We start from the raw sequence: 25736 nt of genomic DNA on the forward strand, positions 1-25736 counted from the left end.
CCGGGGCGCCCGGCCGGTCGGCCTAGCCCTCCGCCACCAGCGGAAGCGCCACATCCCGCTCTCGCGCCCCGTCCCACAGGGTGACGCGCACGGTCTGGCCGATCTCGCGCGCCTCGAGCGCGGCCAGAAGATCGTCGAGCGTCTCGACCCGGGCGCCCTCCACGGCCACGATGACGTCGCCCGTGCGGATGCGACCGTCGCGCAGGATCTCGGCAGGCTCGATCCCCGCCTGCGCCGCGGCGGAGCCCGAAGGCACGTCGAGCACCACCACGCCGGCCAGGCCCTGCCGGTTCGCCAGGGCATTCAGGCGAGGGTCGAAGACCAGGCCGAGGCTCGGGGGGCTGTAGCGCCCCGTGCGGATGAGCTGGGGCACGACGCGCTGGACGGCCGCGACCGGGACGGCAAAGCCGATCCCCGCACTGCCGCCGGATGGCGAGTAGATGGCGGTGTTGACCCCGATGATGCGCCCGGCCGAGTCGAGAAGCGGTCCCCCCGAATTGCCGGGGTTGATGGCGGCATCCGTCTGGATCACGCCGCGGATGCTGGTGCCGCCGCGCCCGGGAATCTCCCGATCGAGAGCAGAGACGATCCCGGTGGTCAGGGTCCAGTCGAGACCGAACGGGTTGCCGATGGCGAGGACCCGCGCGCCGACCTCGGGCGGCTCGGGGGGGGCGAGTGGCAGGGGCGGCGGCAGGTCGCTGCCGCGGATGCGCAGGACGGCCAGATCGTGGCGCTCGTCGCGACCCACGAGTCGCGCATCGAAGCTGCGGCCGTCCGCCAGCGTGACGACGGCTGCGGTGGCTCCGCGGATGACATGGGCGTTCGTCACCACATGTCCGTTGCCGTCCCAGATGAAGCCCGAGCCGGCGCCCAAGGGCACCTCGGCTGTCACCATCCCGAACAGCCCCCGCCGGGCCGCACTGGTTGCGATCGACACGACGCTGTCGCGGGCGTTGCGGAAAAGGGCGATGGTCGCCGCCTCCTCCGACCCCTCCGGAGCGACGGAGACGGCCAGGGGCGCCACGGGGGTTGCAATGCGGCGGTCTGGCAGAAAGCCGGAAAGCCCCAGTCCCAGCCCGATCCCCAGGCCGAGGACCAGCGCCGCCACCGTGACGGTCAGCAACCCGCGGATCACCGATCACCCTCCGTTATCCGATAGCGAGGCGTTCACAAAGGCTGGACCACGGCTTGACCCGAGCCATGTTCGCCGTGGCAAACTAAGACCATCCGCAGCCGCCACAAGGCGACTCAACGAGGAGAACCCCCTTGCGCCGCCAACTTCTTGCTCTTGCCGCAGCCATCCTGCCCGCAGCCGCCTCGGCCCAGGGCGTGGGATGCGGCAACGACGCCTCGGGCTTCGAATCCTGGAAACAGCAATTCGCGCAATATGCCGCTGCCAATGGTGTGGGCCAGCGGGGGCTCGATGCCCTGGCCGGCACGCGCTATGCCGAACGCACCATCCAGGCCGACCGCAACCAGCGCAGCTTCCGCTATTCGCTCGAGGAGTTCATGCGCGTGCGCGGATCGGAGACGATCGTGCGCCAGGGCCGGCAGCGGCTGGAGCGCGACCGCGCCTTCTACGAGTCGCTCGAGCGGGCCTATGGCGTTCCCCCTGGCATCCTGATCGCCATTCACGGCATGGAAACGGGCTTCGGGAACTTCATGGGCGATGCGAACGTCCTGTCGGCTATCACGACGCTTGCCTACGATTGCCGTCGCGGACCGCAGCTCTTCCAGGAGCATGCCCTCGCCGCGCTGATTCTGGTCGATCGGGGATCCATCTCGCCCAGTTCGGTGGGCGCGATGCATGGCGAGCTGGGTCATACCCAGTTCCTGCCTGCCAACCTCCTGCGCTATGGGCAGGACGGGAACGGCGACGGACGGGTTGACCTGAACAACCTCGCCGATGCCATGGCCTCCACCGCCAACTTCCTGCGCCAGAAGGGCTGGCAGCCCGGCGCAGGCTATCAGGAGGGCGAGCCAAACTTCCCCGTCCTCGGCCTGTGGAACGCGGCAAGCGTCTACCAGCGCGCCCTTGCCATCATGGGCCGCCAGATCGACGGGGGCTGAGCGCCTCGCGCAGACGGCCGCCGGCCTCGCTGAGCCGGCGGTCGGCCTCTTCGGGCGACAGACCGGCCCCGGCGATCAGGATCGCTGCCTTGATCGAGCCTCCCGACGCCTCGAGGGCGCGGGCTGCGCGGTCCTCGGTGCAGGAGGCGATCCGCGCCACGATTCCCGTTGCGCGCAGGCGCAGCTTGGCGTTGAGCGGCCGCATGCCGACCATCATGCCGTCATGCACGCCGCCGAGGCGGATCATCACGGCGGTGGAGAGAAGATTGAGCGCCGCCTTCTGGGCCGTGCCGGCCTTCATCCGCGTGGATCCGGCCGGGACCTCGGGACCGGTCGGCAAGAAGACCGGATGATGCGCAGCGCGAAGAAGTGGCGACCCCTCTGCATTGGCGATCCCGACAACCAGCGCCCCGCGGCGCCTGGCCTCCTCGGCGGCGGCGAGGGTGTAGGGCGTTCCACCGCTCGCCGCGACGGCTACCAGGACGTCAGCCCCCGAGAGGCCGAGCCGATGCACCTCCGAGCGGGCCGCCTCCGGGTCATCCTCCGCCCCTTCGACAGGTCGCAGCAGGGCCCGCTCCCCTCCGGCCACGAGAAAATGCAGGCGTGACTCGGGCCACCCATAGGTCGGCGGCAGTTCGCTGCCATCCGCAACGGCGACCCGGGCCGAACTGCCCGCGCCCGCATAGCAGAGTCTGGCCCGTTCCTCCCTCAGCCGCTTGGCCGCGGCCTCGGCCGCAGAGGCCAGCGCAGGCAGCGCCGGACCGAGTGCCGCCACTGCGGCCAGCTGGCCCTCCCAGAGGGCGTCCAGAGCCGTGCGCAGCGGCCACAGGTCGAGATCGCGGAAGCGGGGTTCGAGCGTCTCTGTCATCCTGCTGCCCTGTCGCCGACGCATCGTCATGGGAACGGGCGTGGGGCCGCCGGGTTTCCCCCGCCGCGAATGCTAGTCAGAACACAGCGAGCCGACTTATCCTCCATGCAGGATCGAGGTTGTCCCGTGCCGAACCCAGCCGCCCTCCGCCGGACGATGCGCCATCAGCCCCTGGAGGGGACCATCCAGTTCCGTGGCATCCTGGGCGAGACCGTGGCCGACCTGGGCCAGCGGATCGTCGGAGGCGAATGGGCGCCGGGCTCCACCATCCCGCGCGAGGCCGATCTGGTGGAAAGCCTGGGAGTGAGCCGCTCCGTCATCCGGGAGGCGATCCGGATCCTCGGTGCCAAGGGCCTCGTGCGCAGCCGGACCTCCGACGGCACGCGCGTCCTGCCGCACGATCACTGGCGGCTCCTCGATCCGGATGTGATCGGATGGCGGATCAGGGCTGGCGACCGGGCGACGCTGCTGCTCGAACTGCTTCGGGTCCGCTCCGTGATCGAGCCGGGTGTGGTCTGGGAAGCGACGCGGTCTGCCTCGCCCGCCGCGCGCGAGCGGATTCGGGCGGCCTGGGCCGCCAAGGTGGCAGCCTTCGAGTCGCCCGATCCGGATCTGGCCATCCGCCGGCACGTTTTCGTGGAAACGGACATCGAGTTTCACCGGGCCTTTCTGTCCGCGGTCGATTCCCCGCTTCTGGACCAGCTTTTCAACGTCGTGGAGGCCGCTCTGAAGCTCCTGTTCGAACTCCAGATCGAGGCGCGGGGTTTCGACAGCGGCATGGTGGGGCTGGAGGACGGCCACCGTCTCCATGCCGCAGTGATGGAGGCATGGGAGCGGGGCGAGTGCGCCGAGGCCTCGGCCGCAATGCGGCAGCTTCTGCGCGAAGCCGTTCGGGATGCCGAGGCCGCCATGCAGCGCATGCCCGGTTCGAGAAGCGGGGGCTCGCCCGCCGGATCGCGCTTGCGTTTGTCAGACAAAGCATCATAGCCTGCGGACACCGCGACGTCCAAGGGAGGAGACAATGGACATTCGCAGACCTCTGGCCACCCTTGCGGTGGTGCTGATGGCGACGGCGACCGCTGCCCAGGACCGGCCGCTCGTCGTGGCCATCTACAAGTCGGGCACACAGCAATATTTCATCGACCAGGCCCGAGGATTCACCGAGGCTGCGGAAGAGCTCGGCTTCGAGGCGCGGACGATCAACGTCGAGCTCGACTCCAACCTCGCCATCTCGGCCGTCTCCGACGCGATCGCTGCCGGAGCCCAAGGCATTGCCATCACCGTGCCCGATCAGGCGCTCGGACCTGCCATCGCGGCTGCGGCGGCCGAAGCGGGAATCCCGCTGGTGGCGACGGACGATGCGATCGTGGACGGCGACGGCAACCCGGTGCCCTTTGTCGGCTTCAACGGCCGCGACATGGGCACCAAGGTCGGACAGACCGCCGCCCAGCTTCTTCAGGAGTCAGGCTGGCTCGAGTCCGGCGACTACGCCGTTCTTGTCACCGAAGTGTCCACCCTCACGGTCTGCATGGACCGCACCAATGCCGCGCGCGAGCAGCTTGCGGCCGTCGGTGTGACGGACGACCGCTTCATCACCGTGCCGTATGACGGGACGGTGGACGCGGCCCTCTCCGCAGCCGGTCCTGTCATCACGGCGAATTCGACGGTCAACAACTTCGTCGTCGTCGCCTGCAACGACGAGGGTGTTCTGGGAACGACCAACGCCCTGCGCAACGCCGGCTACGAGCCCGATAACGTGATCGCCGTCGGCCTGGGCGCTTACGAGGCCTGCCGCCCCTGGCAAGAGGGCATTCCGACCGGGTTCCGCGCTGCCCTCTATCTCTCGGGCGAGGATGTGGGAGAGGCGGCCGCCCGCGCGCTGATCGCCAACATCCAGGATGGCACACCGCTGCCCCCGGAGACCGTCGCAAACACGACGATGGTGACGCCGGAGACCTGGGCCGACGTCATGCCCTGCGACTGAGGTCCGAACCCCGCGGAGCGCGGCGACGCGCTCCGCCCCGTCCCGTGAGAGCCAGAGCATGAGCGACCCCGTTCTCGCCGTCGCCGGCGTCGGCAAGACCTTTCCCGGCGTCCGTGCGCTGGCCGACGTGTCGCTCGAGGTGGCAGCCGGCGAGGTCGTGGCCCTCGTGGGGGAGAACGGCGCCGGCAAGTCCACGCTTCTGAAGATCCTGTGCGGCGACTATGATCTGGACGAGGGCCGGGTCAGGCTGGCGGGACGCGAGGTCAGTCACGCCTCGCCCTTCGAGGCGCGGCAGGCCGGGTTCCGCCTCGTCCGCCAGGAGCCCGAGATCGTTCCCGACATCTCGGCCGCGGAGAACGTCTTTGTGGGAGAATATCCCCGCAGGCGGCTGGGGCGGGTGGATCACCGCGCCATGCGCGCGCTGATGCTGGGCCAGCTGGAGCGCTACGGTTTCGCGGGGATGGTGGACCCCGACGCGCTGGGCCGGACATTGTCACCGGCCCAGATGCACCTGGTCGAGATCGTCCGCGCGCTCAAGCCCGGCATGAAGGTCGTGGCCTTCGACGAGCCGACTTCGTCACTGACCTCCGACGAGGTGGCGCGGCTTTTTGCCCTCATCCGGCAGCTGCGCGCGGAAGGGCTCGGGATCATCTACGTGTCCCACCGCCTCAAGGAGGTTCTCGCCATCTCGGATCGAGTGGTGGTCCTCAAGGACGGTCGCGTGACCGGCTCGCTGCGCACCCGCGAGACGGACGAGGACGAGATCGTGCGCCTCATGGTGGGCCGGGAGCTGGTTCACGACTTTCGCCGGGACGAGACGACCCGCCCCGAGGTGGTCCTGGAGGTCGAGGGTCTCTGGTCGCGCTGGCATCGCGACGTCTCGTTCCGGATCCGCGCGGGCGAGATCCTGGGTTTCGGCGGGCTGGTGGGGGCGGGCCGGACCGAACTCGCCAAGGTGATCTTCGGAGAGTTCCCGCACAGCCGCGGGACGATCCGCATCCTGGGGCGGGAGCGGACCATCCGCTCCCCCGCCGATGCAATCGCGTCCGATATCGGCTTTGCTCCCGAGAACAGGAAGGCCGAAGGGCTGATCCTCGTGCGGTCGGTGATCGAGAACGCCTCCATGGCCGTCTACCGCCGGCTCAGCCGCTGGGGCCTGCTGCGCGACCGGATGATGCTCGAGCGCGTGGGCCCCGTCATCCGGGCGCTGGATGTCAAGACACCCTCCCTCGCCCAGGAGGTGTCCAAGCTCTCGGGAGGCAACCAGCAGAAGGTCGTCCTGTCCCGATGGCTGGCCGCAGGTCCCCGCCTGCTGATCCTCGACGAACCGACCCGAGCCGTGGACGTCGGCGCCAAGGCGGAAATCTATCGCCTGATCGACCGGCTGGCCCGGGACGGCATGGCCATCATGCTGATCTCCTCGGAGATGCCCGAACTCCTGGCCCTGTCCGACCGCATCGTGGTGATGGCGAACGGTCGGCTGTCACCCGTGATCGAGAAGAAGGATGCCACCGAAGAGATGATCGTCTCGCACGCCTTGGGGAAAGGTCTGGCTGCATGAGCATCGCCCGGGATCATGCGCCCCGCGCGCGCAAGCGCTCGCTGGGCCGCGTCTTCGATGCCATCGGAGCGGAGAACCTCTCGCTGATCATCGCCCTGGTCATCCTGGTGGCGCTGATCGCCTCGCAATCGCCCGCCTTCTTCACGTCGCGCAACCTGTTCAACATCGCGCAGAACATGGCAGTGGTGGGCCTCGTGGCCGTGGGCATGACCATGGTGATCGTCTCCGCCGGCCTCGACATTTCTGCCGGCTCCATCGCCGCCTGCGCGGGCGTGGTCTGCGCGCTGATCGTCACCGGATCGGGAACCGTCCTCGGAGGCGTGGCCGGCGGTGTCGCGACCGGCGCCGCGCTCGGCCTCGTGAATGCCGGGATCATCAACTACCTCAAGGTGAACCCGGTCGTGGCCACGCTCGCGACCATGTCGGCCTTCCGCGGCGTCGCCTTCCTGATCGCGCCGGAGGGCAAGCCTGTCGGGGTGCTCGACCCGACCTTCGCCCTGCTGGGCTCGGGACGTCTGTTCCAAACCGAGGGGTTTCCCGGCATTCCGATCGCCTTTGCCATCATGCTCGCCGCCGTGATCGTGGGGCATGTGGTCATGTCCTCCACCGTATTCGGGCGACAGATCTATTCGATGGGCGGCAATCCGGCCGCGGCGCGCCTGGCCGGGATCGACCTCAACCGCATGCGGCTCGCCATCTACACGCTGGCCGGGGCGCTGTCGGGCCTCGCCGGCATCATCATCGCGGCGCGCACCTCCTCGGGGCAGCCCCTTGCCGGCCAGGACCTCGCGCTCGAGTCGATCACCGCCGTCTTTCTGGGCGGCGCCCTGCTCGCGGGTGGGAAGGGCACGATTGCCGGCACCATGCTGGCCGTGCTGCTCCTTGCGGTCCTGTCCAACGGGATGAACCTGCTAGGAATCCCCACCTTCTATCAGCTCGTTGCCAAGGGCCTGCTTCTCGTGGTGGCCGTCGCCATCGGCCAGTGGCGGATGACCCTGGCCGAGCGGCGGCAGTCGCGGCTGACAGCGGCCTCATCATGAAGATCACGGCTCTGCGGACCTACCTCGTCCCGCCCCGGTGGCTCTTTCTCAAGATCGAGACCGACGAGGGCGTGAGCGGCTGGGGCGAACCGATCCTGGAAGGGCATGCCGAGACGCTGGCCGCCAAGGTTCGCGAACTCGGCGATGTGCTGATCGGACGCGATCCGCGACTGATCGCGGACACATGGCAGATGATCTACCGCAACGGCTGCTACCGGGGGGGCCCTGTCCTGATGAGCGCACTGGCCGGCATCGACACGGCCTTGTGGGACATCAAGGGCCGCTGGCTGGGTCAGCCGGTCCATGCGCTGCTCGGCGGACCCGTTCGCGACCGGGTGCGGACCTATTGCTGGATCGGCGGCGACAGGCCGCGCGACCTGATCGCCGGCGCAGAGGCGCTGCTCGCGCAGGGCCTGACCGCCTGCAAGTTCAACATCTGCGACGAGCTGCAGATCGTCGATACACATGCCAAGCTGGACGGCATCCTGCGCACCCTTCACGACCTGCGCACCGCGCTGGGTAGCCGCATGGATCTGGCCTTCGACTTCCATGGCCGGGTCCATCTGCCCATGGCCCGCGTCCTCCTGCGCGAGATCGAGCCGCTGCGTCCCATCTTCGTGGAGGATGCTGTTGCCGCCGGAGCGGTCGAGGAAGCAGAGGGGCTGGCCCAGCTGACGTCCATTCCGCTCTGCTTCGGCGAGCGCATGCACAGCCGCGCCGAGTTCAAGCGTCTGTTCGAACGGCGCATCGCCCAGGTCGTCAATCCCGATCCCGCCCATGTAGGGGGCATCAGCGAGACGGTGCGGCTGGGGAACTGGGCCGAAGCCTATGACGTCGGGCTTGCTCCGCATTGTCCCTTGGGACCGATCGCCCTGGCGGCCTGCCTGCAGATCGATGCCGTCTGCTACAATGCCTTCATCCAGGAACAGTCGCTCGGCATCCACTACAATCGCGGCGGCGATCTGGGCAGCTACATGCAGGACGGAACCGGCTTCCGGATCGAGGAGGGCTTCCTTCTGATCCCGCAGGGTCCGGGACTGGGAATCGAGATCGACGAGGACCGCGTCGCGGACGCTGCACGCGAGGGGCACCGCTGGCGGGCTCCGGTCTGGCGACACAGCGACGGAAGCATCGCCGAATGGTAGAAGGAATCGGTTGCGTCCTGTTCGCGTTGTGGGACGAGGCGGAGCGTCTCGACCGCGGGGCCATGGCGCGGCAGGCGCAATGGGCAGCCGCCGCCGGCGCAGACTTCCTCGTCATCCTCGGCCTGGCCACCGAGGTGGGCAAGCTGTCGCTGGAGGAGCGCCGAAGCGCCATCCGCTGGGCTGCCCGGGATCGGGGCGCCCTGCCCCTCGCCGTCACGATCACAGGCAACTCGGTGGCCGAGCAGCGGGAACTGGTGCGCCTGTCCGAAGACAGCGGAGCCGCCCTCGCCATCCTTCAGCCTCCGGCCGTCGGCACCGGCGCGGCAGCCGAGCTGCTGGACTTCTTCACGCGGGTCGGAGAGGACGCGACCATCCCTCTCGCCATCCAGAACGCGCCACAATATCTCGGCCGCTCGCTGGGCGGGGCCGACATGATCGACCTGCGACACCGTCTGCCCCGGCTCACCCATGTCAAGGCCGAACTGCCGGCGGTCGATCTGGCGGCCTTTGTCGCGGCCTGCGGCGACCTGACGGTTCTCAATGGCCGGGGCGGTCTGGAGATGACCGACGCACTTCGCGTCGGAGCCCGCGGCTTCATCGTCGCACCGGACGTGCTCGAGGGCGTCGTCGCCTGCTGGAAGGCCTGGGGCGCCGGCCGCCAGTGCGAGGCCGAGGCAGCATATGCCGCGTTCCTGCCGGCTGCCCTGTTCGGGATGCAGTCGCTGGACCATCTGGCCTGTTACGGCAAGCGCGTGTGGGGCGCACGGGTCGGCATGACGATCCACGATCGCGCGCCGGCCTTGCGGCCGAGCGAGGCGGGTCTCCGCCTCGCCCGGCGCTGGGCAGGGGTCTAGCGGGCCCTGCTCAGCTGCATCCCGACGTGCCGCCGCAGGTGTTGCACTTGAGGCAGGTTCCGTTGCGCACAAGCGTGTAGTTGCCGCATTCTCCGCAGGGGTCGCCCTCGTAGCCCTGGATCCGCGCCTTGTCGCGCGCGCTGATCTGCGCCGCCGCCACCGTGGCAAGGCCCGTCTGCGCCTCGAGACCCAAGCCCGCCTCGGTCACGGTCCAGTTGCCGTTGAGCAGCGCCAGGTCCTGCGGCAAACGCTTGCGCAGGTAGCCCGTCGAGCTGATCTGCTTGAGCACCTCGATGGAGCGCGAGGCGGCTCCCTCGCTCACGGGGACGACGTTGCGCTCCGCCTCGCCGGCGCCGAGCTCATCGAAGCTGGGTCCCTTGGGCGCGACATGGGCCAGATCGGTGCGGTCGAGATAGGAGATCGCCAGTTCGCGGAAGATGTAGTCCAGGATGGACGTTGCGGACTTGACCGAGTCGTTGCCTTGGACCGGACCGGCCGGCTCGAAGCGCGTGAAGGTAAAGGCATCCACGAATTCCTCCAGCGGAACGCCGTACTGGAGCCCGACGGACACGGCGATGGCGAAGTTGTTCATCATGGCGCGAAAGCCCGCGCCCTCCTTGTGCATGTCGATGAAGATCTCGCCCAGCCGGCCGTCCTCGTACTCGCCGGTGCGGAGATAGACCTTGTGGCCGCCCACGATCGCCTTCTGGGTATAGCCCTTCCGCCGCGCCGGCATCTTCTCGCGCTCGCGCGAGCGGACTTCGCGCACCACGATCTTCTCGACGACCCGCTCGGCGAGGACGGCCGCCTTCTCGGCCGGTGCGCCGGTCGCCAGCACCTCCTCCGTTTCCTCGTCGCCGTCGATCAGGGCCGCGGCCAGGGGCTGGCTCAGCTTCGAGCCGTCGCGATAGAGCGCGTTGGCCTTCACCCCCAGCGACCAGGAGAGGCGATAGGCGTCGAGGCAGTCGGCGATGGTCGCGCTGTTGGGCATGTTGATGGTCTTGGAGATCGCCCCGGAAATGAAGCTCTGGGCGGCGGCCATCATGGTGATGTGGCTCTGAACCGACAGGAACCTCTTGCCCTTGCGACCGCAGGGATTGGCGCAGTCAAAGACCGGCAGGTGCTCCTCCCGCAGGAAGGGGGCGCCCTCCAGCGTCATGGTCCCGCAGACATGATCGTTGGCTGCCTCGATCTGCTGGCGGGTGAAGCCCAGATGCCGCAGCAGGTCGAAGCTCGGATCGGCCAGCTTGTCAGCCGGAATGCCCAGCGTGCCGGTGCAGAAGGCCTCGCCCAGCGTCCACTGGTTGAACACGAAGCGGATGTCGAAGGCCTGCGGCAGCGCAGCCTCGATCTTGGCGATTTCCTCTGGGCCGAAGCCGTGACCGATCAGGGCCGTGTGGTCGATCCCCGGTGCGCCCTCCAGCGTGCGATGTCCGACCGCATAGGCGACGATCGCCTCGATCTCTCCCTCGGAATAGCCCAGCCGCCGCAGGGCGGCCGGCACGGACTGGTTGATGATCTTGAAGTAGCCGCCACCGGCCAGCTTCTTGAACTTCACGAGGGCGAAGTCGGGCTCGATGCCGGTCGTGTCGCAGTCCATCACCAGCCCGATCGTCCCCGTGGGCGCGATGACCGTCGCCTGCGCGTTGCGATAGCCGTGGGCCTCGCCCAGGGTCAGCGCCTCGTCCCAGGCCTGCATGGCCAGAACCGACAGCCGCTTGTCGGGGCAGCCTTCGTGATCGAGCGGCACGGGCTTGACGGCCAGTCCCTCGTATCCGCCCGACTGGCCGTGCGCCGCGCGCCGGTGATTGCGGATCACGCGCAGCATCGCGTCACGATTGCGGGCAAAACCGGCAAACGGCCCTAGTTCGGAGGCCATCTCGGCCGAGGTGGCATAGGCGACGCCGGTCATGATCGCCGTCAGGGCGCCGCAAAGCGCCCGCCCTTCGCGCGAGTCGTAGGGCAGGCCCATGTTCATCAGGAGGCCGCCGATATTGGCATAGCCGAGACCCAGCGTGCGGAAGTCGTGGCTGAGCTGTGCGATCTCCCGCGACGGGAACTGGGCCATGAGCACGCTGATCTCGAGCGTGACGGTCCAGAGCCGGACCGCATGCATGTAGAGATCGGCCTGGAACGTGCCGCCGCGGAGGAAGGCCAGCAGGTTCAGCGAGGCAAGGTTGCAGGCCGTATCGTCGAGGAACATGTATTCCGAGCACGGATTGGACCCGCGGATCGGCCCGTCCGCCGGACAGGTGTGCCAGGCATTGACCGTATCGTGGAACTGGATGCCCGGATCGGCACAGGCCCATGCGGCATGGCCGATCTGCTCCCACAGGTCGCGGGCCTTGACCGTCTTGACCACCTTCCCGTCGCGGCGCGCCGTCAGGTGCCAGTCGCCATCCTGTTCGACCGCACGAAGGAAGGCATCGGTCACCCGGATGGAATTGTTGGAGTTCTGGCCCGAGACGGAGGCATAGGCCTCCGAATCCCAATCGGTATCAAAGACCGGGAACTCGATCGAGCTGTAGCCCTGCCGCGCATAGTCGAGGACGCGCTTGATGTAGGTGTCGGGAATGGAGCTTGCCTTGGCCTCGCGGATGGCGATCTTCAGCGCGGCGTTGTGCACCGGGTCATAGGCATCCTGTTGCGCTCCGTCCCAGGACCGGATGGCGGCCAGGATCGCGTTGAGTCGCTTCTCATGCATCTTGGAGCCGGCGACGAGGCTCGCCACCTTCTGCTCCTCGCGCACCTTCCAGTTGATGAACTCCTCGATGTCGGGGTGATCGGCGTCCACGATCACCATCTTGGCCGCGCGCCGCGTGGTGCCGCCCGACTTGATCGCCCCGGCAGCCCGGTCGCCGATGCGCAGGAACCCCATCAGTCCCGACGACCGCCCACCGCCCGAGAGCTTCTCACCCTCGGCCCGCAGGGAGGAAAAGTTGGTCCCCGTGCCGGAGCCGTACTTGAAGAGCCGCGCCTCGCGCACCCAGAGGTCCATGATCCCGCCCTCGTTCACGAGGTCGTCCTTGACCGACTGGATGAAACAGGCGTGGGGCTGGGGATGCTCGTAGGCGGAGTCGCTGCGCGTCAGCTCGCCCGTGCGGTAGTCCACATAGAAGTGGCCCTGGGCGGGTCCGTCGATCCCGTAGGCCCAATGCAGCCCGGTGTTGAACCATTGCGGGGAGTTCGGGGCGCCCATCTGCCGCGCCAGCATGTGACGCATCTCGTCGTAATAGGCGCGGGCGTCCGCCTCGGAGGTGAAGTAGCCACCCTTCCAGCCCCAGTAGGCCCACGCCCCCGCCAGCCGGTCGAAGACCTGCCTTGCGCTGGTCTCCCCTCCCAGCGTCGCGCCCTCGGCGGGCCGCCCGCGCCAGAGAAACTCGGGAACTCCGTCCTCGGGAATTCGCTCGACCCGCGAGGGCACGCCGGCCTTCCGGAAATACTTCTGCGCGATCACATCCGCGGCGACCTGGCTCCAGCTTTCCGGCACTTCCAGCGCATCGAGCCGGAACACGGTGGACCCGTCAGGGTTGCGGATTTCCGACGAGGTGATGCGGAAGGGGATGCCCTCGTAGGCATCCTGGCCTTCGGTCGTAAACGCGCGGGCGATCTTCATCCAACCGACTCCTCATGGGACGCAGATTTCCGGCGCGTGCAGGGAGCCTGCACGGTCCCGAGCCTCTCGGCCCTCCGGGAATCTGGGTCATCACTGCTCTACCCCACCATATCTTGTGGGGCTCGTTTGCACCAACACAATCTGGCGCATCCGGGTCCCTGAGGGGAAGTCGATTTTGCTGTGGATGAGACAACTTTTCCGCTTGACCCCGTCGGTCGGCGGAGCCTGCTGGATTGCCGTCGATTCTCATCGGGCGGCCCCCAGAGTCGCCCACAGGCCCGTGATCTAGCGGCCACACACAACATCGGTGTGACATTACGCCGCCGGACCGAGCGAAAAACCGCAGGATGGAGGAGATGGTCGGGGCGAGAGGATTCGAACCTCCGGCCCTCTGCTCCCAAAGCAGATGCGCTACCAGACTGCGCTACGCCCCGAACCGCGCCCACATCTAAGGCACGCGGCAGCGCTTGGAAAGCACGGGCAGGGCCTTAGTCCTCTGCCAGAGCCTCGGCCCGGCTCTTGCCGGCAACGTTGTGAGCCAGGGTCGCCGCCATGAAGGGGTCCAGATCGCCGTCGAGGACGCCCTGGGTGTCCGATGTCTCGTGACCCGTCCGCAGGTCCTTGACCATCTGGTAGGGCTGCAGGACGTAGGAGCGGATCTGGTTGCCCCAACCTGCATCGCCCTTCGCCTCGTGCTGCGCGGCGATGGCCGCGTTCCGGCGGTCCAGTTCCATCTGGTAGAGGCGGGCCCGCAGGGTCTGCATGGCGATGTCGCGGTTCTGGTGCTGCGACTTGAGCGAGGAGGTCACGACGATGCCGGTGGGCAGGTGCGTGATCCGCACGGCCGATTCCGTCTTGTTGACGTGCTGTCCGCCCGCGCCGGAGGATCGCATGGTGTCGATCCGGATGTCCTTGTCGGGGATCTCGATCTCGATGGAGTCGTCCACGACCGGATAGACCCAGACGGCGCAGAAGCTCGTGTGCCGTCTGGCCGAGGAGTCGAAGGGCGAGATCCGCACCAGGCGATGCACCCCCGCCTCCGTCTTGAGCCAGCCATAGGCGTTGTGCCCGGCGATGCGGTAGGTGGCGGAGCGGATGCCCGCCTCTTCGCCGGGCGTCTCGGACTGGAGTTCGACCTGATACCCCTTCCGCTCGGCCCACCGGACATACATGCGCGCCAGCATCGCGGCCCAGTCGCAGCTTTCCGTTCCGCCGGCACCGGCATTGATCTCGAGGTAGCAGTCGTTGGCATCGGCCTCGCCGTCGAGCAGCGCCTCGATCTCCTGCTGGGCAGCCCGCTCGCGCAAGGCACGCAGGGCCGCCTCGGCCTCCGCCACCACCTCGCTGTCCCCCTCGGCCTCGCCCAGCGCGATCAGCTCCACGTTGTCGTTGAGGTCGCGCTCAAGCGCCTCGACCGCGGCCAGCTTGTCCGCAAGCACCTGACGATCACGCATCAGCTTCTGCGCGGCCTGGGGATCGTCCCAGAGCGTCGGGTCCTCGACGCGCGCATTCAGCTCCTCCAGCCGATGGGCGGCCGTCTCGCGATCCATCCGGCGGCTCACGAGGTCCACGGAGCGACGGATGCCTTCCACGATGGTCTGCGTCTCGGTCCGCATGGACGTTCTCCTGCCGGGGTGCAGGCGGTCTTAGGCGCCCCTGCCGGGACGTTCAAGGCATGCTCAGTAGAGCCCGCCGGACGACAGCGTGCCGAAGCTTGCATTGGGTCCGACCACGGCGGTTCCCCCCGTCGAGGTGGTGACCTGACGGGCGGCCGCGCGCACCTCGTCCACCAGCGGCACGTTCTCGGACACCGCAAAGCCCCCGTCATAGGTGACGCCGAACACCGGCTCCTCGCCCTCGCGGAAGCACTCCCTCACGACGTTCTCGCCCGAGGCGCTGTCGGGCAACCGCGAGCCCGTGAAACGATCGATGTTGATGAAGCGGCATCCGTCCGGCACCGCAAAGGCCGTCCCGCCGAAGCGCGCCACCGCCTTCTGCATGAACTCCTGGAAGACCGGGGCGCAGAGTCCGCCGCCCGAGGCCCCGCCCATCGGCCGCGGCGTGTCGTAGCCGATATAGCAACCCGCCGCGATGGTGGACGTATAGCCGACGAACCAGACGTCCTTGGCCTCGTTCGTGGTACCGGTCTTGCCGGCGACCGGCACCGGCAGGTTGATGGCACGGGCCGCGGTGCCCCGCTGCACCACCCCTTCCATCATCGAGGTGAGCTGATAGGCCGTGACGGCGTTCATGATGCGCCGCCGGTCGCTCACGATCCGCGGCGCCTGCCCCTGCGGCAGGGCCAGGGTGTCGCAGTCGAGGCATTCCCGCTGGTCGTGGCGGTAGATCGTCACGCCGTAGCGGTCCTGCACCCGGTCCACGAGCGTGGGCTCCACCCGTTCGCCGCCATTCGCGAACATCGCGTAGGCCGCCACCATGCGGAACAGCGTCGTCTCCTGGCTGCCCAGCGCGTTGGAGAGGAAGGGGCTCATCCGGTCGTAGACCCCGAACCGCTCGGCATATTGCGCGACCGTCTCCATTCCGATCTCCTGCGCAAGACGGATGGTCATGAGGTTGCGCGACTGCTCGATGCCGGTCCGGAGGGGGGTCGGCCCGTAGTAGCGGCCCGATGCGTTCTGCGGCACCCAGAGCCCTTGGGGCGTGTTGATCTCGATCGGTGCGTCCACCACGATCGAGGCGGGCGAGTAGCCTGAATCGAGGGCCGCCGCAAAGACGAACGGCTTGAAGGCGGAGCCGGGCTGCCGCCGGGCCTGCGTGGCGCGATTGAAGACGCTGGCCTGGTACGAGAAGCCGCCCTGCATGGCGATCACGCGCCCCGTGTTGACATCCATGGCCATGAAGGCGCCCTGGACCTCAGGCACCTGACGCAGCGTCCAGCGGATGAAGGACCCGTCGGCGTCCGCCGTCATGCGCCGGACCAGCACCACATCGCCGCGCTCGAAATTGTCGCGGAAGCTCCCGCGCATCCACTGGATGTCCTCGCGGGGGACGACGGGCGGCTCCGGGTGGTTTCCCTCGATTCCGAGGCGGAGCTCCGCCTCCCCGACCTCGAGGACGACCGCAGGATACCAGGTCCCGTTCAGCGTGATGTCGCGGGGCACCTGCGCGGCTGCCAGGGCCTCGCGCCAGCCGGCTTCGGACCCCAGCACCTCCTCCGGCAGCCGGACACCCGTGCCCCGCCACCGTCCGAGCCCCCGGTCGAAATTCTCGAGCGCCCGCTGGAGCGCGTGGGCGGCCTCCACCTGCAGTTCGGGGTCCATGGTCGCGCGGATGGAGAGGCCGCCAGTGAAGAACTCCTCCTCGCCGAAGTTCACGGACAATTGCCGGCGGATCTCGTCGGTGAAGTAGTCCCGGGGCGGCACCGATGCCCGGAACGAGGGATAGTCGCCCCCCTGCACCGTGCGCAGCGGCGCGGCCCGTTCGGCCTCCAGCGTCGCGCGGTCGATATGGCCGTCCTCGAACAGGCGGCCGAGAACATAGTTGCGGCGTGCCACGGCCGCCTCGCGGTCGCGCACGGGATGGAGGTTGCCGGGCCGTTGCGCCAGCGCGGCGAGATAGGCGGCCTCGCCGGCCGACAGCTCGGTGAGGGGCTTGTTGAAGTAGGTCTGCGCCGCGGCCGTGACGCCGTAGCTGTTCTGCCCCAGGAAGATCTCGTTGAGATAGAGTTCGAGGATGCGGTCCTTGCTCATGGCCTGCTCGATGCGCACGGCCAGGATGATCTCTTTGACCTTGCGCTCGGCCGTTCGCGAGCCGTCGAGAAGGAAGTTTTTCATCACCTGCTGGGTGATGGTCGATGCGCCCCGCATCCGCCCGCCCGAGCGCGCCCAGTCCAGCACGGCCGAGGCCATGCCGCGCAGGTCGAATCCCGGATGGCTGTAGAAGTTCTGGTCCTCTGCCGAGATGAAGGCAAAGCGGACCAGGTCGGGGATGTCCTCCACGGGGGTGAACAGCCGCCGCTCGTGGGCGAACTCGTCGATGATCCGGCCTTCGGCGCTGTAGACGCGGCTGATCGTCGGAGGCGAATATTGCGACAGCGCCTCGTAGGAGGGCAGGTCTCGGCCGTACATGGCAAAGACCGCCCCGAGGGAGACGGCGGCCAAGGCGAGGGAGAGGGTGAGCATCGAGAAGATGCCCCCGAAGAAGGACATGACAAGTCGCAGCACCGAACCCGTCCCCCGGATCGTGGATGCTCCCAGCCTTATCCGCCCGGCGGGGCCGGGTCAAAACACCTGCATGCGGATTCGGCGCAAAGGCGCGCGGCAGCTTTGCTGCGGCTGGACGCAGGGGCCGACAAGTGGTTGAAACAGGGGCAGATGGACCCGGATGACGTCATCGCCGCCTATGATCGCAACGGACGCGTCTGGGCGGCCTCTCGCGACCGGCGTCTGACGGAGCGACCGTGGCTTGATCGTGCTCTCGCCCTTGCTCCCCGCGAAGCCGGGAAACGCCGGGTGCTCGATCTGGGGTGCGGCGCCGGGCGGCCGCTGGCGGAGTATCTGGTGGATCGGGGTTGCCTGGTGACGGGCGTGGACGCCTCGCGTCCGATGATCGAGCTGTTCGCCCGCGTGGTACCGGCGGCGACGGCGCTTCATGCCGACATGCGCGGCCTGCGGTTGAATGCCGTGTTCGACCTGATCCTTGTCTGGGACAGCCTCTTCCATCTGACCCCCGATCATCAGCGCGGAATGGTTCCCGTGCTGACGGCGCATGCGGCACCCCGGGCTGTCCTGCTCATGACGACGGGGCCTTGCGAGGGCACCGCGACGGGCCGGATCGGCGATTCGGACGTGTATCATGCCAGCCTCGACCCGGACGAATACCGGACCCTCCTCGAGGAAGCCGGGTGGGAGATTCTCGGTTTCTGGCCGGAGGAGGAGGCGTGCGGCGGACGGTCCATCTGGATGGCGCGGCGGCGCGGCTGATCGGATCGTCCAGTCAGCGACGGCGCAGCGGTCGCAGCGCATCCTCGTCCTGCCGCCACAGCACGATGCCGGCGAGGATTCCGGCCACAAGGGACGCCCGACCTTCGGGGGTGGCCAGGCGCGCGCGATCCCCCGCATCCGACAGGAAACCCGTCTCGACCAGGACCGAGGGAAAATCGGCTGCATTCAGGACCGCGAGCGGCGCCTGCCGACGGGGACGGGAATTCACGACGGCCCCCGCCTCGCTCAGCCCGCGGGCGATGGCATCCCCCAACGCTTCGCTGCGTGGCCCGGAATCCTGCCGGGCCAGATCCAGCAGGGCCTGTGCCACGGCGTCGCCCTGTCCGGTCAGGTCGAGACCTGCGATTAGATCGTCTCCGCCGTGCCGCTCGACCAGCCGGGCCGACGCGCGGTCCGCGGCCTCGCGGCTCAGCGTGTAGACCGAGGCTCCCCGGGCCTGATCCTCCTCCAGCGCATCGGCGTGAAGCGAGATCAGCAGATCGGCCCCGGCCGCGCGGGCAATGGTCATCCGTTCCTGCAAGGGAACGAACACGTCCTCGCGCCGTGTCAGTACCGCGACCATCCCCGCACGGCTGACCGCATCGGCCAGTTCGATTCCCAAGGCCAGCATCAGATGGGATTCGCGCAGACCGCCCCGCTCGGCCCCCGGATCGATGCCGCCATGTCCGGGATCAATGACCACGACGAACCGCCCATCGTCCGCCGGAGTGACCGGCGGGGGCGGGGGCGCATCGGGCACTGCAAGCTCCAGCTCCCAGTCGGGTCCGGGCGGAGGCCCGGCCTCGGCCGCAAAGGTCGCGGCGTCCTGCGGCGCGAGCCGCAGCACGAGTCGCGCCCGGCCCGTCTGCGGGTCCACCTGCATCCCTGCCTCCCGGACGCCGAGCGGCCCGTCCAGGACGACCACCATCCGCGACCAGCCCGGCCGGATCGAGCCGAAGCGCACATCCGTCGCCAGACCGCGCCGGAGGAACGCCGCCGGGTCCACAGCACGGAAATCGGCCTCGCGGAAGTCGAGGACCAGCCTCGGCGGAGCATCGAGTGTAAAGGCGCGCCAAGGAACGGCCTGGCTCAGCGACAGATCCACCGCCAGCTCGCGACCCTCGTCCGCCACGCGGCTTCCGGCCGGCTCCACGCGCGCAAGCCCCGCCAGAGCCTGAGCGGCAGCCGCACCCGGCAGGATCAGCGCCACGACGGCCGCGACCATCCACCCCGCCAAGACGACCCGTGCGATCATGCCTGCCCCCTGCCCTCGCGACCGGTGCTGCCGCTGCTCGGGCCGGACGTCAATGCCCGCGCTCTGGGACGAACCCGTCACGCCTGCGTGAGACGGGATTTCGTGTTTGCACCGATGCGGCTTTCCGGTCCACATCGCGCCCAATCCCGGAGGATCTGCCATGGCTCGATCGACCCTTGCCGCCCTTTGTCTCGCCACGCTGGCGGCCGCGCCGTCCGCCGGAGCCCTTGACCTGACCGCCATGACGGCCGCCGAGCGCGAGGCGTTCCGGGCCGAGGTCCGTGCCTACCTTCTGGAGAATCCGGAGGTGCTGATGGAGGCCATCGGCGTTCTGGAGGCGCGGGAGCAGGAGGCTCAGGCCGCTGCCGACGCCGCCCTGGTCGCAGCCAACCGGGACGCAGCCGAGGGCGACGGCCACGCCTGGGTCGGTGGCAACCCGGACGGCGACGTGACCCTGGTCGAGTTCTTCGACTATCGCTGCGGCTATTGCCGCCGTGCCTTCGAGGATGTCGAGGGTCTGGTCGCGGGCGATGGCAACATCCGCTTCGTGCTTCGCGAACTGCCCATCCTCGGCGAGCAGAGCCTCCTCGCGGCGCGCTTCGCCCTGACCGTGAGAGAGCTTCATGGGGATGAGGCCTACAAGGATGCGCACGACGCGCTCATGGCGCTGCGAACGGACGTGACGTCCGAAACGCTGTCGCGTCTGGCCGAGGGTCTGGGCCTAGAGCCGGCGCCGATCCTCGCCGCCATGGACTCGCCCGCAGTGACCGAAACCATCGAGTCGAACCGCCTCCTCGCCCAGCGTCTGCGCATCTCGGGCACGCCGACCTTCCTCATCGGCGGACGGATCGTCCGGGGCTATGTGCCCGCCAGCGTCATGGAGGGGATCGTCGCGGATGCGCGGGCAGAGGAAGGCTGAGGCGGATCATTCGGCCGCCGGGGCAAGACCGCGCGCCTCGATTTCGGCGGCGCGCCGTTCGACGAGTTCGACGATGTGATCCACCATGGCGTCGTTGTCCATCCGGTGGCTCTGACGCCCGGCCACATAGACCATGCCATGCCCGGCGCCTCCCCCGGTGAACCCGAGATCGGTCATCAGGGCCTCGCCCGGCCCGTTGACCACGCAGCCGATGATCGAGAGACTGATCGGCGTCCGGATATGCGCCAGACGCTCCTCCAGCCGCTCCACCGTCCTGATGACATCGAAGCCCTGCCGTGCACAGGAGGGGCAGGAGATGATCTGAACCCCGCGCGTACGAAGACCGAGCGACTTGAGGATCTCGAAGCCCACCCGGACCTCCTCGACGGGGTCGGCCGAGAGCGACACGCGGATCGTGTCGCCGATCCCCATCCACAGCAGGAAGCCCAGACCGACCGCGCTCTTGACGGTCCCGGTCCGCAACCCGCCCGCTTCCGTGATCCCCAGATGCAGCGGCGCGTCCGTCACCTCCGCCAGCTGCTGATAGGCCGCGGCGGCCAGAAACACGTCGGACGCCTTCACGCTGATCTTGAACTCGTGGAAGTCGAGGTCCTGCAGATGCTTGATGTGGTCCAGCGCCGACTGGACCATGGCCTCCGGGCAGGGCTCGCCATACCGTTCGAGCAGATGCCGCTCGAGGCTGCCCGCATTGACCCCGATGCGCATGGCGCAGCCGTGATCCCGAGCGGCTCGGACCACCTCGCGCACGCGGTCGGGACTGCCGATGTTGCCGGGGTTGATCCGCAGGCAGGCCGCCCCGGCCTCCGCAGCCTCGATGGCGCGGCGATAGTGGAAATGGATGTCCGCCACGATGGGCACCGGACTTTCCCGCACGATGGTGCGCAGCGCGCGCGTGCTGTCCTCGTCCGGTGTGGAGACACGGACGATGTCGGCCCCCGCCTCGGCCGCCGCGGCCACCTGGGCGACCGTTGCGGCGATGTCGGTCGTCAGCGTGTTCGTCATGGTCTGGACGCTGATCGGCGCATCGCCGCCGACCGGGACCCGGCCCACCATGATCCGGCGGCTCGGCCGCCGCTCGATGTTGCGCCACGGGCGGATCGGATTGATCGACATGCCAGGCTCCGCAGGAGGTCGGGGTCCGGGGCAGACCTAGGCCCGCTGCCGGCCAGGGGCAACAGGCGCGGCGTCGCGCCTCACTCCAGGGACGTTCCCTCGGCCGTCGTCAGCGGAGACTGGCCTGCGGCCTGCGCGGCCGACGCGACAGCGACATAATCGGCGAGGATCTGGCTGCGGGCCGGGTCGGCAGGCTGGTAGTTCGCCATGATCGCCTCGGCCGAGAGCGGCACGTTGTTCGAGACCGCGCCGTCGGGGCCGACCGGCCCGTAGGGCACCCCGCCGAGGGCCATGAACACCGCCCCCGACTCGCCGATCCGCAGCGTCGGGGGTTCGGCAAAGGCGGGAACATCGTAGGTCTGGCCCGGCTGGAGGATGCCCTCGAACAGCACGGCGCCGTCCGGGCTGCGCACCCGCACCCAGGCTTCGCGGATCGCGACCAGCTGAACGGGCGGAGGCGCATCGGCCGTGACCTGCACCACTGCCGACGGCTCGCCCGTCCCGTCCAGGTTGAGCGCCTGAGCCAGGGCATCCTCGACCCCCTGCACGGTGGCCGTGTCGGCAGCGGCCGCGGCCAGCGCACCATCCACGGGCAGATCCTCGTCGGCGGCTGCCGCCTGTTGGGCAAGCAGCGTGGCGCCGTCCGGCCTTGCTCCGCCCGCCAGCGCCGGAGCGCGCGGCGCCAAGGGTCCGGTCCGGCCCGGATCGAGCGCCACGATGGGACCGTCGCGCGGAACAAGCACCGGCACCTCCAAGGCCTCGGGGCGATACAGGCGATCGAGGGCCTCGGTGGAGGGTGCCGCCAGAAGCGCGGCCACGGCCTCCTCGCCCTCGCCCCGGGGGCGGACGCCGCCGGCCAAGGGGTCGATCTCTGCCACGACGGTAGGGGGCTGCTCCACCGGGGCGAACGTCACCTTCTGGACTTCGCGCAGCACGAGCCATCCGCCATAGCCGAGGCCCGCCAGAAGGGCTGCCAGCACGAGAACCGAGCCGACCGCCCGCGGCTCCACATTCGAGAAGATCCCCGGCTCCGGCGGAAGAAAGGCCGCCGGTCGCCCGGCGAAGATGTCCTTGCCCAGACCGTGGGCAGGTCCCCGCTCCTCGCGCGGCCGCAGGCCCGAAGCGCCGGGAGACATCCCGTGGGCGGTCGAGAAGCCGGATTCGCGGCAGAACGTCTCGAAGGCCCAGTCGGGGTCCATGTTGAGATACCGCGCATAGGAGCGCACGTAGCCCGCGATGAAACCCGGCGTGTCGAAGGCGGTCGGATCGGCATTCTCGATCGCCGCGATATAGGCGGCCTTGATCTTGAGCTCTCGCTGCACGTCGATGAGCGACTTGCCCATCGTCGCCCGCTCGCCGCGCATCAGATCGCCCAGCCGCAGTTCGTAGGCGTCGAACCCGCCGGGTTCCCCCGCCTCGTCCTCGGCAATGGGCCTGGTGCGAAGATAGCCTCGCCCGATCATCCGGTACGCCCCATGTCCTGTCCCGCCCCTCCGGAACTCGGCGATTCGCTACACCGCCGGTCCCTTTGTGGCAACCGTAACACGGTCGTGACTTCAACGCACCAGAGGCGGAAAGGTTCAACCCGCCATTTCGGCGCGATTCAGCGCACAATGGGACCAGAGCGCATCCAGCGCGCGCACCAGCGCATCCATCTCGCGCGGTCCGTGAACCGGCGACGGCGTGAAGCGGAGCCTCTCCGTTCCGCGCGGGACGGTGGGGAAGTTGATCGGCTGGACATAGATGCCGTGGCGCTCGAGCAGCATGTCCGAGATCAGCTTGGTATGGACCGGATCGCCCACGATCAGCGGCACGATGTGGCTGCCGTGATCGATGATGGGCAGCCCGAGCCCCTTGAGCCGCGTCTTGAGGATGCGCGCCTGCGTCTGATGGCGCTCGCGCAGGGCGCTGTCCGTCTTGAGATGCGCGACCGAGGCGGCTGCCCCGGCCGCCGCCACGGGCGGAAGCGAGGTGGTGAAGATGAAGCCCGGCGCATAGGACCGGATGGCATCCACCATCCGGGCATTCGCGGCGATGTAGCCCCCCACGACACCGAACGCCTTGCCGAGCGTGCCATTCACGATGTCGATCCGGTCGAGGAGACCGTCGCGCTCGGCAACGCCGCCGCCGCGCGGCCCGTACATGCCGACCGCATGGACCTCGTCCAGATAGGTCAGCGCACCGAACTCCCGCGCCAGATCGCACACGGCCGCGATGGGGCCGAAGTCGCCGTCCATCGAATAGACGGATTCGAAGGCGATCAGCTTGGGCGCCGCCGGGTCGTCCGCCTCCAGCAGCTGGCGCAGATGCCCCACGTCGTTGTGCCGCCAGATCCGCTTGGGACCGCCACCCCGGCGGATGCCCTCGATCATGGACGCATGGTTCAGCTCGTCCGAATAGATGATGAGGCCCGGAAACAGCCGCTGGAGCGTGGACAGCGTCGCGTCGTTGGCGATGTAGGCCGAGGTGAAGAGAAGCGCCGCCTCCTTTCGGTGCAGGTCGGCCAGCTCGGCTTCCAGCCGCTTGTGGTAGATCGTCGTGCCCGAGATGTTGCGCGTGCCGCCCGAGCCCGCCCCGACGGCGTCGAGCGCCTCGTGCATGGCGGAGAGGACCGCAGGATGCTGGCCCATCCCCAGATAGTCGTTCCCGCACCAGACGGTGATCGGCTGCGTCGTCCCGTCGGCGCGGTGCCAGGTCGCATGCGGAAAATGTCCCCGGTCCCGGGCGATGTCGATGAAGGTCCGGTACCGGCCTTCCTGGTGGAGCTTGGCGAGGGCAGCGTCGATGTGCGCGTCGTAATCCACAGGCGTTCCTTCCCTCGGGGCGTCTTTCGTCACACAGCTAGCCGCCCGAAGGCCGGCATCGCCTTGTCTTAGATCAATTTCAAATCGGCTTCTACCGGACAAATCGCCGCTCGGCCGCCGTTGCTCCCGCACGCGCGCCATCCTAGCGTCCGGCCAACCCGGAGGACACCATGCTCGACCCCGTCTTGGACCGCATCGACGCCGACCTGCCGCTTGCCACCGACCGTCTGATGGCCCTGCTGCGGATTCCGTCGATCTCGACCGACCCGGCCCATGCCGCCGATTGTGCGGCGGCGGCGGACTGGCTCGTGCAGGACCTGCGCGACATGGGCTTCGATGCCGCACGCCACGACACGCCCGGACGCCCCATGGTCCTCGGCCATGGCGGAGAGGGGGCGCGCCATCTGCTCTTCTACGGTCACTACGACGTGCAGCCGGTGGACCCGCTCCACCTCTGGACCCATCACCCCTTCGCTCCCCGGCTCGAGGAGACGCCGGCCGGACCGGTGATCCGCGGCCGCGGAGCCTCGGACGACAAGGGCCAGCTCATGACCTTTGTCGAGGCCTGCCGCGCATGGATCGCGGTGCACGGCAGCCTTCCGGCGCGCGTGACGGTGTTTCTCGAGGGCGAGGAGGAATCGGGCTCGCCCTCTCTCGTGCCCTTTCTGGAGGCGCAGCGCGACAGGCTCCGCGCCGACATCGCGCTGATCTGCGACACCGACCTGTTCGACCGGGACACGCCTGCCATCACCACGATGCTGCGCGGCCTCGTGGGCGAGGAGGTGACAATCACAGGTCCCCGGATGGACCTGCATTCGGGCATGTACGGCGGGGCGGCCGTCAACCCGATCCGGGTGCTTGCCCGGATCCTCGCCGGACTGCACGACGACCGGGGGCGCGTGACCCTGCCCGGCTTCTATGACGGCGTGGACGAGATCGGCTCCGACCTGCGGAGCCAGTGGGAGGCGCTGGGCTTCGACGAGCGCGCCTTCTTGGGCGTCGCGGGCCTGTCCCATCCGGCGGGCGAGGAGGGCCGAAGCGTCCTCGAATCGATCTGGGCGCGGCCGACCTGCGAGATCAACGGCATTGTCGGCGGCTACACGGGCGAGGGGTTCAAGACCGTCCTGCCCTCCCGCGCGACGGCCAAGGTCAGCTTCCGGCTCGTCGGACGGCAGGACCCGCTGGCGGTCCGCGAGGCCTTCCGCACCCATGTCCGCGCCCACCTGCCGCCGGATTGCCGCGCGGAATTCGCCGAGCACGGCGCCTCGCCGGCAGCGGTGATGGACATCTCGGGCGACGACTTCGTCCGCGCCCGCGAGGCGCTGTCGGCCGAATGGCCCAGACCGGCCGCCTTCACGGGCTCCGGGGGGTCCATCCCGGTCGCAGGCTACTTCAAGACGATCCTCGGCATGGATTCCATGCTGATCGGCTTCGCCAACGACGACGACCTGATCCACTCGCCGAACGAGAAGTACGACCTGCGCAGCTTCCACAAGGGCATCCGGTCCTGGGCCCGGATCCTGCACGCGCTCACCCGCTAGGA

The 25736-nt window shown here is 68.7% G+C and carries 19 protein-coding genes and 1 tRNA gene; 10 read left to right on the plus strand and 10 right to left on the minus strand.

All coding sequences use genetic code 11. The features are described from left to right. Positions 1–22: 22 nt before the first annotated feature. Positions 23–1135 (minus strand): S1C family serine protease, encoded by a 1113-nt coding sequence (locus GT358_RS00630; RefSeq protein ID WP_371416179.1) that lies wholly within the window; start codon positions 1133–1135, stop codon positions 23–25. 131 nt (positions 1136–1266) lie between these two features. Here GT358_RS00630 and GT358_RS00635 point away from each other — a divergent pair, with 131 nt between their 5' ends. Then, positions 1267–2070, plus strand: a complete 804-nt coding sequence (locus GT358_RS00635; protein ID WP_166580640.1) for a lytic murein transglycosylase — start codon at positions 1267–1269, stop codon at positions 2068–2070. On the opposite strand, the gene GT358_RS00640 is transcribed toward GT358_RS00635, so the two are convergent. Then, positions 2042–2938, minus strand: a complete 897-nt coding sequence (locus GT358_RS00640; protein WP_166580641.1) for an N-acetylmuramic acid 6-phosphate etherase — start codon at positions 2936–2938, stop codon at positions 2042–2044. The genes GT358_RS00635 and GT358_RS00640 overlap by 29 nt on opposite strands. A gap of 156 nt (positions 2939–3094) precedes the next feature. On the opposite strand from GT358_RS00640, the gene GT358_RS00645 reads away from it, so the two are divergent. Genes GT358_RS00645 through GT358_RS00670 form a run of 6 tightly spaced genes read left to right on the plus strand, consistent with a single transcriptional unit; the run spans position 3095 to position 9522 of the window. Beyond that, the gene (locus GT358_RS00645; RefSeq protein ID WP_166580642.1) at positions 3095–3925 is read left to right on the plus strand and encodes a FadR/GntR family transcriptional regulator; all 831 of its coding nucleotides are present in this window, start codon (positions 3095–3097) and stop codon (positions 3923–3925) included. Between the two features lie 34 nt (positions 3926–3959). Then, positions 3960–4922: a substrate-binding domain-containing protein gene (locus tag GT358_RS00650; protein ID WP_166580643.1), complete on the plus strand. Its 963-nt coding sequence runs from the start codon at positions 3960–3962 to the stop codon at positions 4920–4922. A gap of 58 nt (positions 4923–4980) precedes the next feature. Continuing rightward, a complete protein-coding gene (locus GT358_RS00655; RefSeq protein ID WP_166580644.1) occupies positions 4981–6483 on the plus strand; it encodes a sugar ABC transporter ATP-binding protein in 1503 nt (500 codons plus the stop codon). After that, entirely contained in the window at positions 6480–7523 is a 1044-nt protein-coding gene (locus tag GT358_RS00660; protein ID WP_166580645.1) for an ABC transporter permease, read from the plus strand. Before GT358_RS00655 ends, GT358_RS00660 begins: the two co-directional genes overlap by 4 nt. Continuing rightward, positions 7520–8668 (plus strand): galactonate dehydratase, encoded by a 1149-nt coding sequence (gene dgoD, locus GT358_RS00665; RefSeq protein WP_166580646.1) that lies wholly within the window; start codon positions 7520–7522, stop codon positions 8666–8668. The genes GT358_RS00660 and dgoD overlap by 4 nt, the downstream gene beginning before the upstream one ends. Then, complete coding sequence (locus GT358_RS00670; protein WP_166580647.1) at positions 8662–9522, plus strand: dihydrodipicolinate synthase family protein; 861 nt, start codon at positions 8662–8664, stop codon at positions 9520–9522. Before dgoD ends, GT358_RS00670 begins: the two co-directional genes overlap by 7 nt. Positions 9523–9532: 10 nt before the next feature. On the opposite strand, the gene GT358_RS00675 is transcribed toward GT358_RS00670, so the two are convergent. The 4 genes from GT358_RS00675 to GT358_RS00690 all read right to left on the minus strand — a co-directional run bounded on the left by GT358_RS00675 (position 9533) and on the right by GT358_RS00690 (position 17322). Continuing rightward, the gene (locus GT358_RS00675; protein WP_166580648.1) at positions 9533–13138 is read right to left on the minus strand and encodes a vitamin B12-dependent ribonucleotide reductase; all 3606 of its coding nucleotides are present in this window, start codon (positions 13136–13138) and stop codon (positions 9533–9535) included. Between the two features lie 357 nt (positions 13139–13495). Continuing rightward, positions 13496–13572: transfer RNA gene (locus GT358_RS00680), tRNA-Pro, on the minus strand. A 54-nt stretch (positions 13573–13626) separates the two neighbouring features. Then, positions 13627–14754, minus strand: coding sequence for a peptide chain release factor 2 (gene prfB, locus GT358_RS00685; protein WP_166580649.1), 1128 nt, complete (start codon positions 14752–14754; stop codon positions 13627–13629). 63 nt (positions 14755–14817) lie between these two features. Then, positions 14818–17322 carry a penicillin-binding protein 1A gene (locus GT358_RS00690; protein WP_371416180.1) on the minus strand — a complete coding sequence of 835 codons (2505 nt, stop codon included), beginning with the start codon at positions 17320–17322 and terminating at the stop codon, positions 14818–14820. Between the two features lie 150 nt (positions 17323–17472). On the opposite strand from GT358_RS00690, the gene GT358_RS00695 reads away from it, so the two are divergent. After that, complete coding sequence (locus GT358_RS00695) at positions 17473–18081, plus strand: trans-aconitate 2-methyltransferase (RefSeq protein WP_166580650.1); 609 nt, start codon at positions 17473–17475, stop codon at positions 18079–18081. Positions 18082–18094: 13 nt separating this feature from the next. Here GT358_RS00695 and GT358_RS00700 read toward each other — a convergent pair whose 3' ends face one another. Further along, positions 18095–19336, minus strand: coding sequence for an N-acetylmuramoyl-L-alanine amidase (locus GT358_RS00700; protein ID WP_243730637.1), 1242 nt, complete (start codon positions 19334–19336; stop codon positions 18095–18097). A 160-nt stretch (positions 19337–19496) separates the two neighbouring features. Between GT358_RS00700 and GT358_RS00705 the strand changes: the two genes are divergently transcribed. Further along, positions 19497–20255 (plus strand): DsbA family protein, encoded by a 759-nt coding sequence (locus GT358_RS00705; protein ID WP_166580651.1) that lies wholly within the window; start codon positions 19497–19499, stop codon positions 20253–20255. Between the two features lie 6 nt (positions 20256–20261). On the opposite strand, the gene ispG is transcribed toward GT358_RS00705, so the two are convergent. The 3 genes from ispG to hemA form a co-directional block, all read right to left on the minus strand. Beyond that, a complete protein-coding gene (ispG, locus tag GT358_RS00710) occupies positions 20262–21389 on the minus strand; it encodes a flavodoxin-dependent (E)-4-hydroxy-3-methylbut-2-enyl-diphosphate synthase (RefSeq protein WP_166580652.1) in 1128 nt (375 codons plus the stop codon). An 80-nt stretch (positions 21390–21469) separates the two neighbouring features. After that, positions 21470–22852, minus strand: a complete 1383-nt coding sequence (locus GT358_RS00715) for a helix-turn-helix domain-containing protein (RefSeq protein WP_166580653.1) — start codon at positions 22850–22852, stop codon at positions 21470–21472. 117 nt (positions 22853–22969) lie between these two features. Further along, positions 22970–24193 (minus strand): 5-aminolevulinate synthase, encoded by a 1224-nt coding sequence (gene hemA, locus GT358_RS00720; protein ID WP_166580654.1) that lies wholly within the window; start codon positions 24191–24193, stop codon positions 22970–22972. A gap of 170 nt (positions 24194–24363) precedes the next feature. Here hemA and GT358_RS00725 point away from each other — a divergent pair, with 170 nt between their 5' ends. Then, a complete protein-coding gene (locus tag GT358_RS00725; RefSeq protein ID WP_166580655.1) occupies positions 24364–25734 on the plus strand; it encodes a M20/M25/M40 family metallo-hydrolase in 1371 nt (456 codons plus the stop codon). Positions 25735–25736 lie beyond the last annotated feature (2 nt).

The organism is Rubellimicrobium sp. CFH 75288, assembly GCF_009904055.1.
In the GTDB taxonomy this organism is placed as follows: Bacteria; Pseudomonadota; Alphaproteobacteria; order Rhodobacterales; family Rhodobacteraceae; genus Rubellimicrobium.

What these genes read in the sequence shown, in the direction of transcription:
- GT358_RS00640 (WP_166580641.1), bottom strand. Translation starts at nt 2,938, where the DNA reads ATGACAGAGACGCTCGAACCCCGCTTCCGCGATCTCGACCTGTGGCCG.
- GT358_RS00645 (WP_166580642.1), top strand. Translation starts at nt 3,095, where the DNA reads ATGCGCCATCAGCCCCTGGAGGGGACCATCCAGTTCCGTGGCATCCTG.
- GT358_RS00650 (WP_166580643.1), top strand. Translation starts at nt 3,960, where the DNA reads ATGGACATTCGCAGACCTCTGGCCACCCTTGCGGTGGTGCTGATGGCG.
- GT358_RS00655 (WP_166580644.1), top strand. Translation starts at nt 4,981, where the DNA reads ATGAGCGACCCCGTTCTCGCCGTCGCCGGCGTCGGCAAGACCTTTCCC.
- GT358_RS00660 (WP_166580645.1), top strand. Translation starts at nt 6,480, where the DNA reads ATGAGCATCGCCCGGGATCATGCGCCCCGCGCGCGCAAGCGCTCGCTG.
- dgoD (WP_166580646.1), top strand. Translation starts at nt 7,520, where the DNA reads ATGAAGATCACGGCTCTGCGGACCTACCTCGTCCCGCCCCGGTGGCTC.
- GT358_RS00670 (WP_166580647.1), top strand. Translation starts at nt 8,662, where the DNA reads ATGGTAGAAGGAATCGGTTGCGTCCTGTTCGCGTTGTGGGACGAGGCG.
- GT358_RS00675 (WP_166580648.1), bottom strand. Translation starts at nt 13,138, where the DNA reads ATGAAGATCGCCCGCGCGTTTACGACCGAAGGCCAGGATGCCTACGAG.
- prfB (WP_166580649.1), bottom strand. Translation starts at nt 14,754, where the DNA reads ATGCGGACCGAGACGCAGACCATCGTGGAAGGCATCCGTCGCTCCGTG.
- GT358_RS00695 (WP_166580650.1), top strand. Translation starts at nt 17,473, where the DNA reads ATGGACCCGGATGACGTCATCGCCGCCTATGATCGCAACGGACGCGTC.
- GT358_RS00700 (WP_243730637.1), bottom strand. Translation starts at nt 19,336, where the DNA reads ATGATCGCACGGGTCGTCTTGGCGGGGTGGATGGTCGCGGCCGTCGTG.
- GT358_RS00705 (WP_166580651.1), top strand. Translation starts at nt 19,497, where the DNA reads ATGGCTCGATCGACCCTTGCCGCCCTTTGTCTCGCCACGCTGGCGGCC.
- ispG (WP_166580652.1), bottom strand. Translation starts at nt 21,389, where the DNA reads ATGTCGATCAATCCGATCCGCCCGTGGCGCAACATCGAGCGGCGGCCG.
- GT358_RS00715 (WP_166580653.1), bottom strand. Translation starts at nt 22,852, where the DNA reads ATGATCGGGCGAGGCTATCTTCGCACCAGGCCCATTGCCGAGGACGAG.
- GT358_RS00725 (WP_166580655.1), top strand. Translation starts at nt 24,364, where the DNA reads ATGCTCGACCCCGTCTTGGACCGCATCGACGCCGACCTGCCGCTTGCC.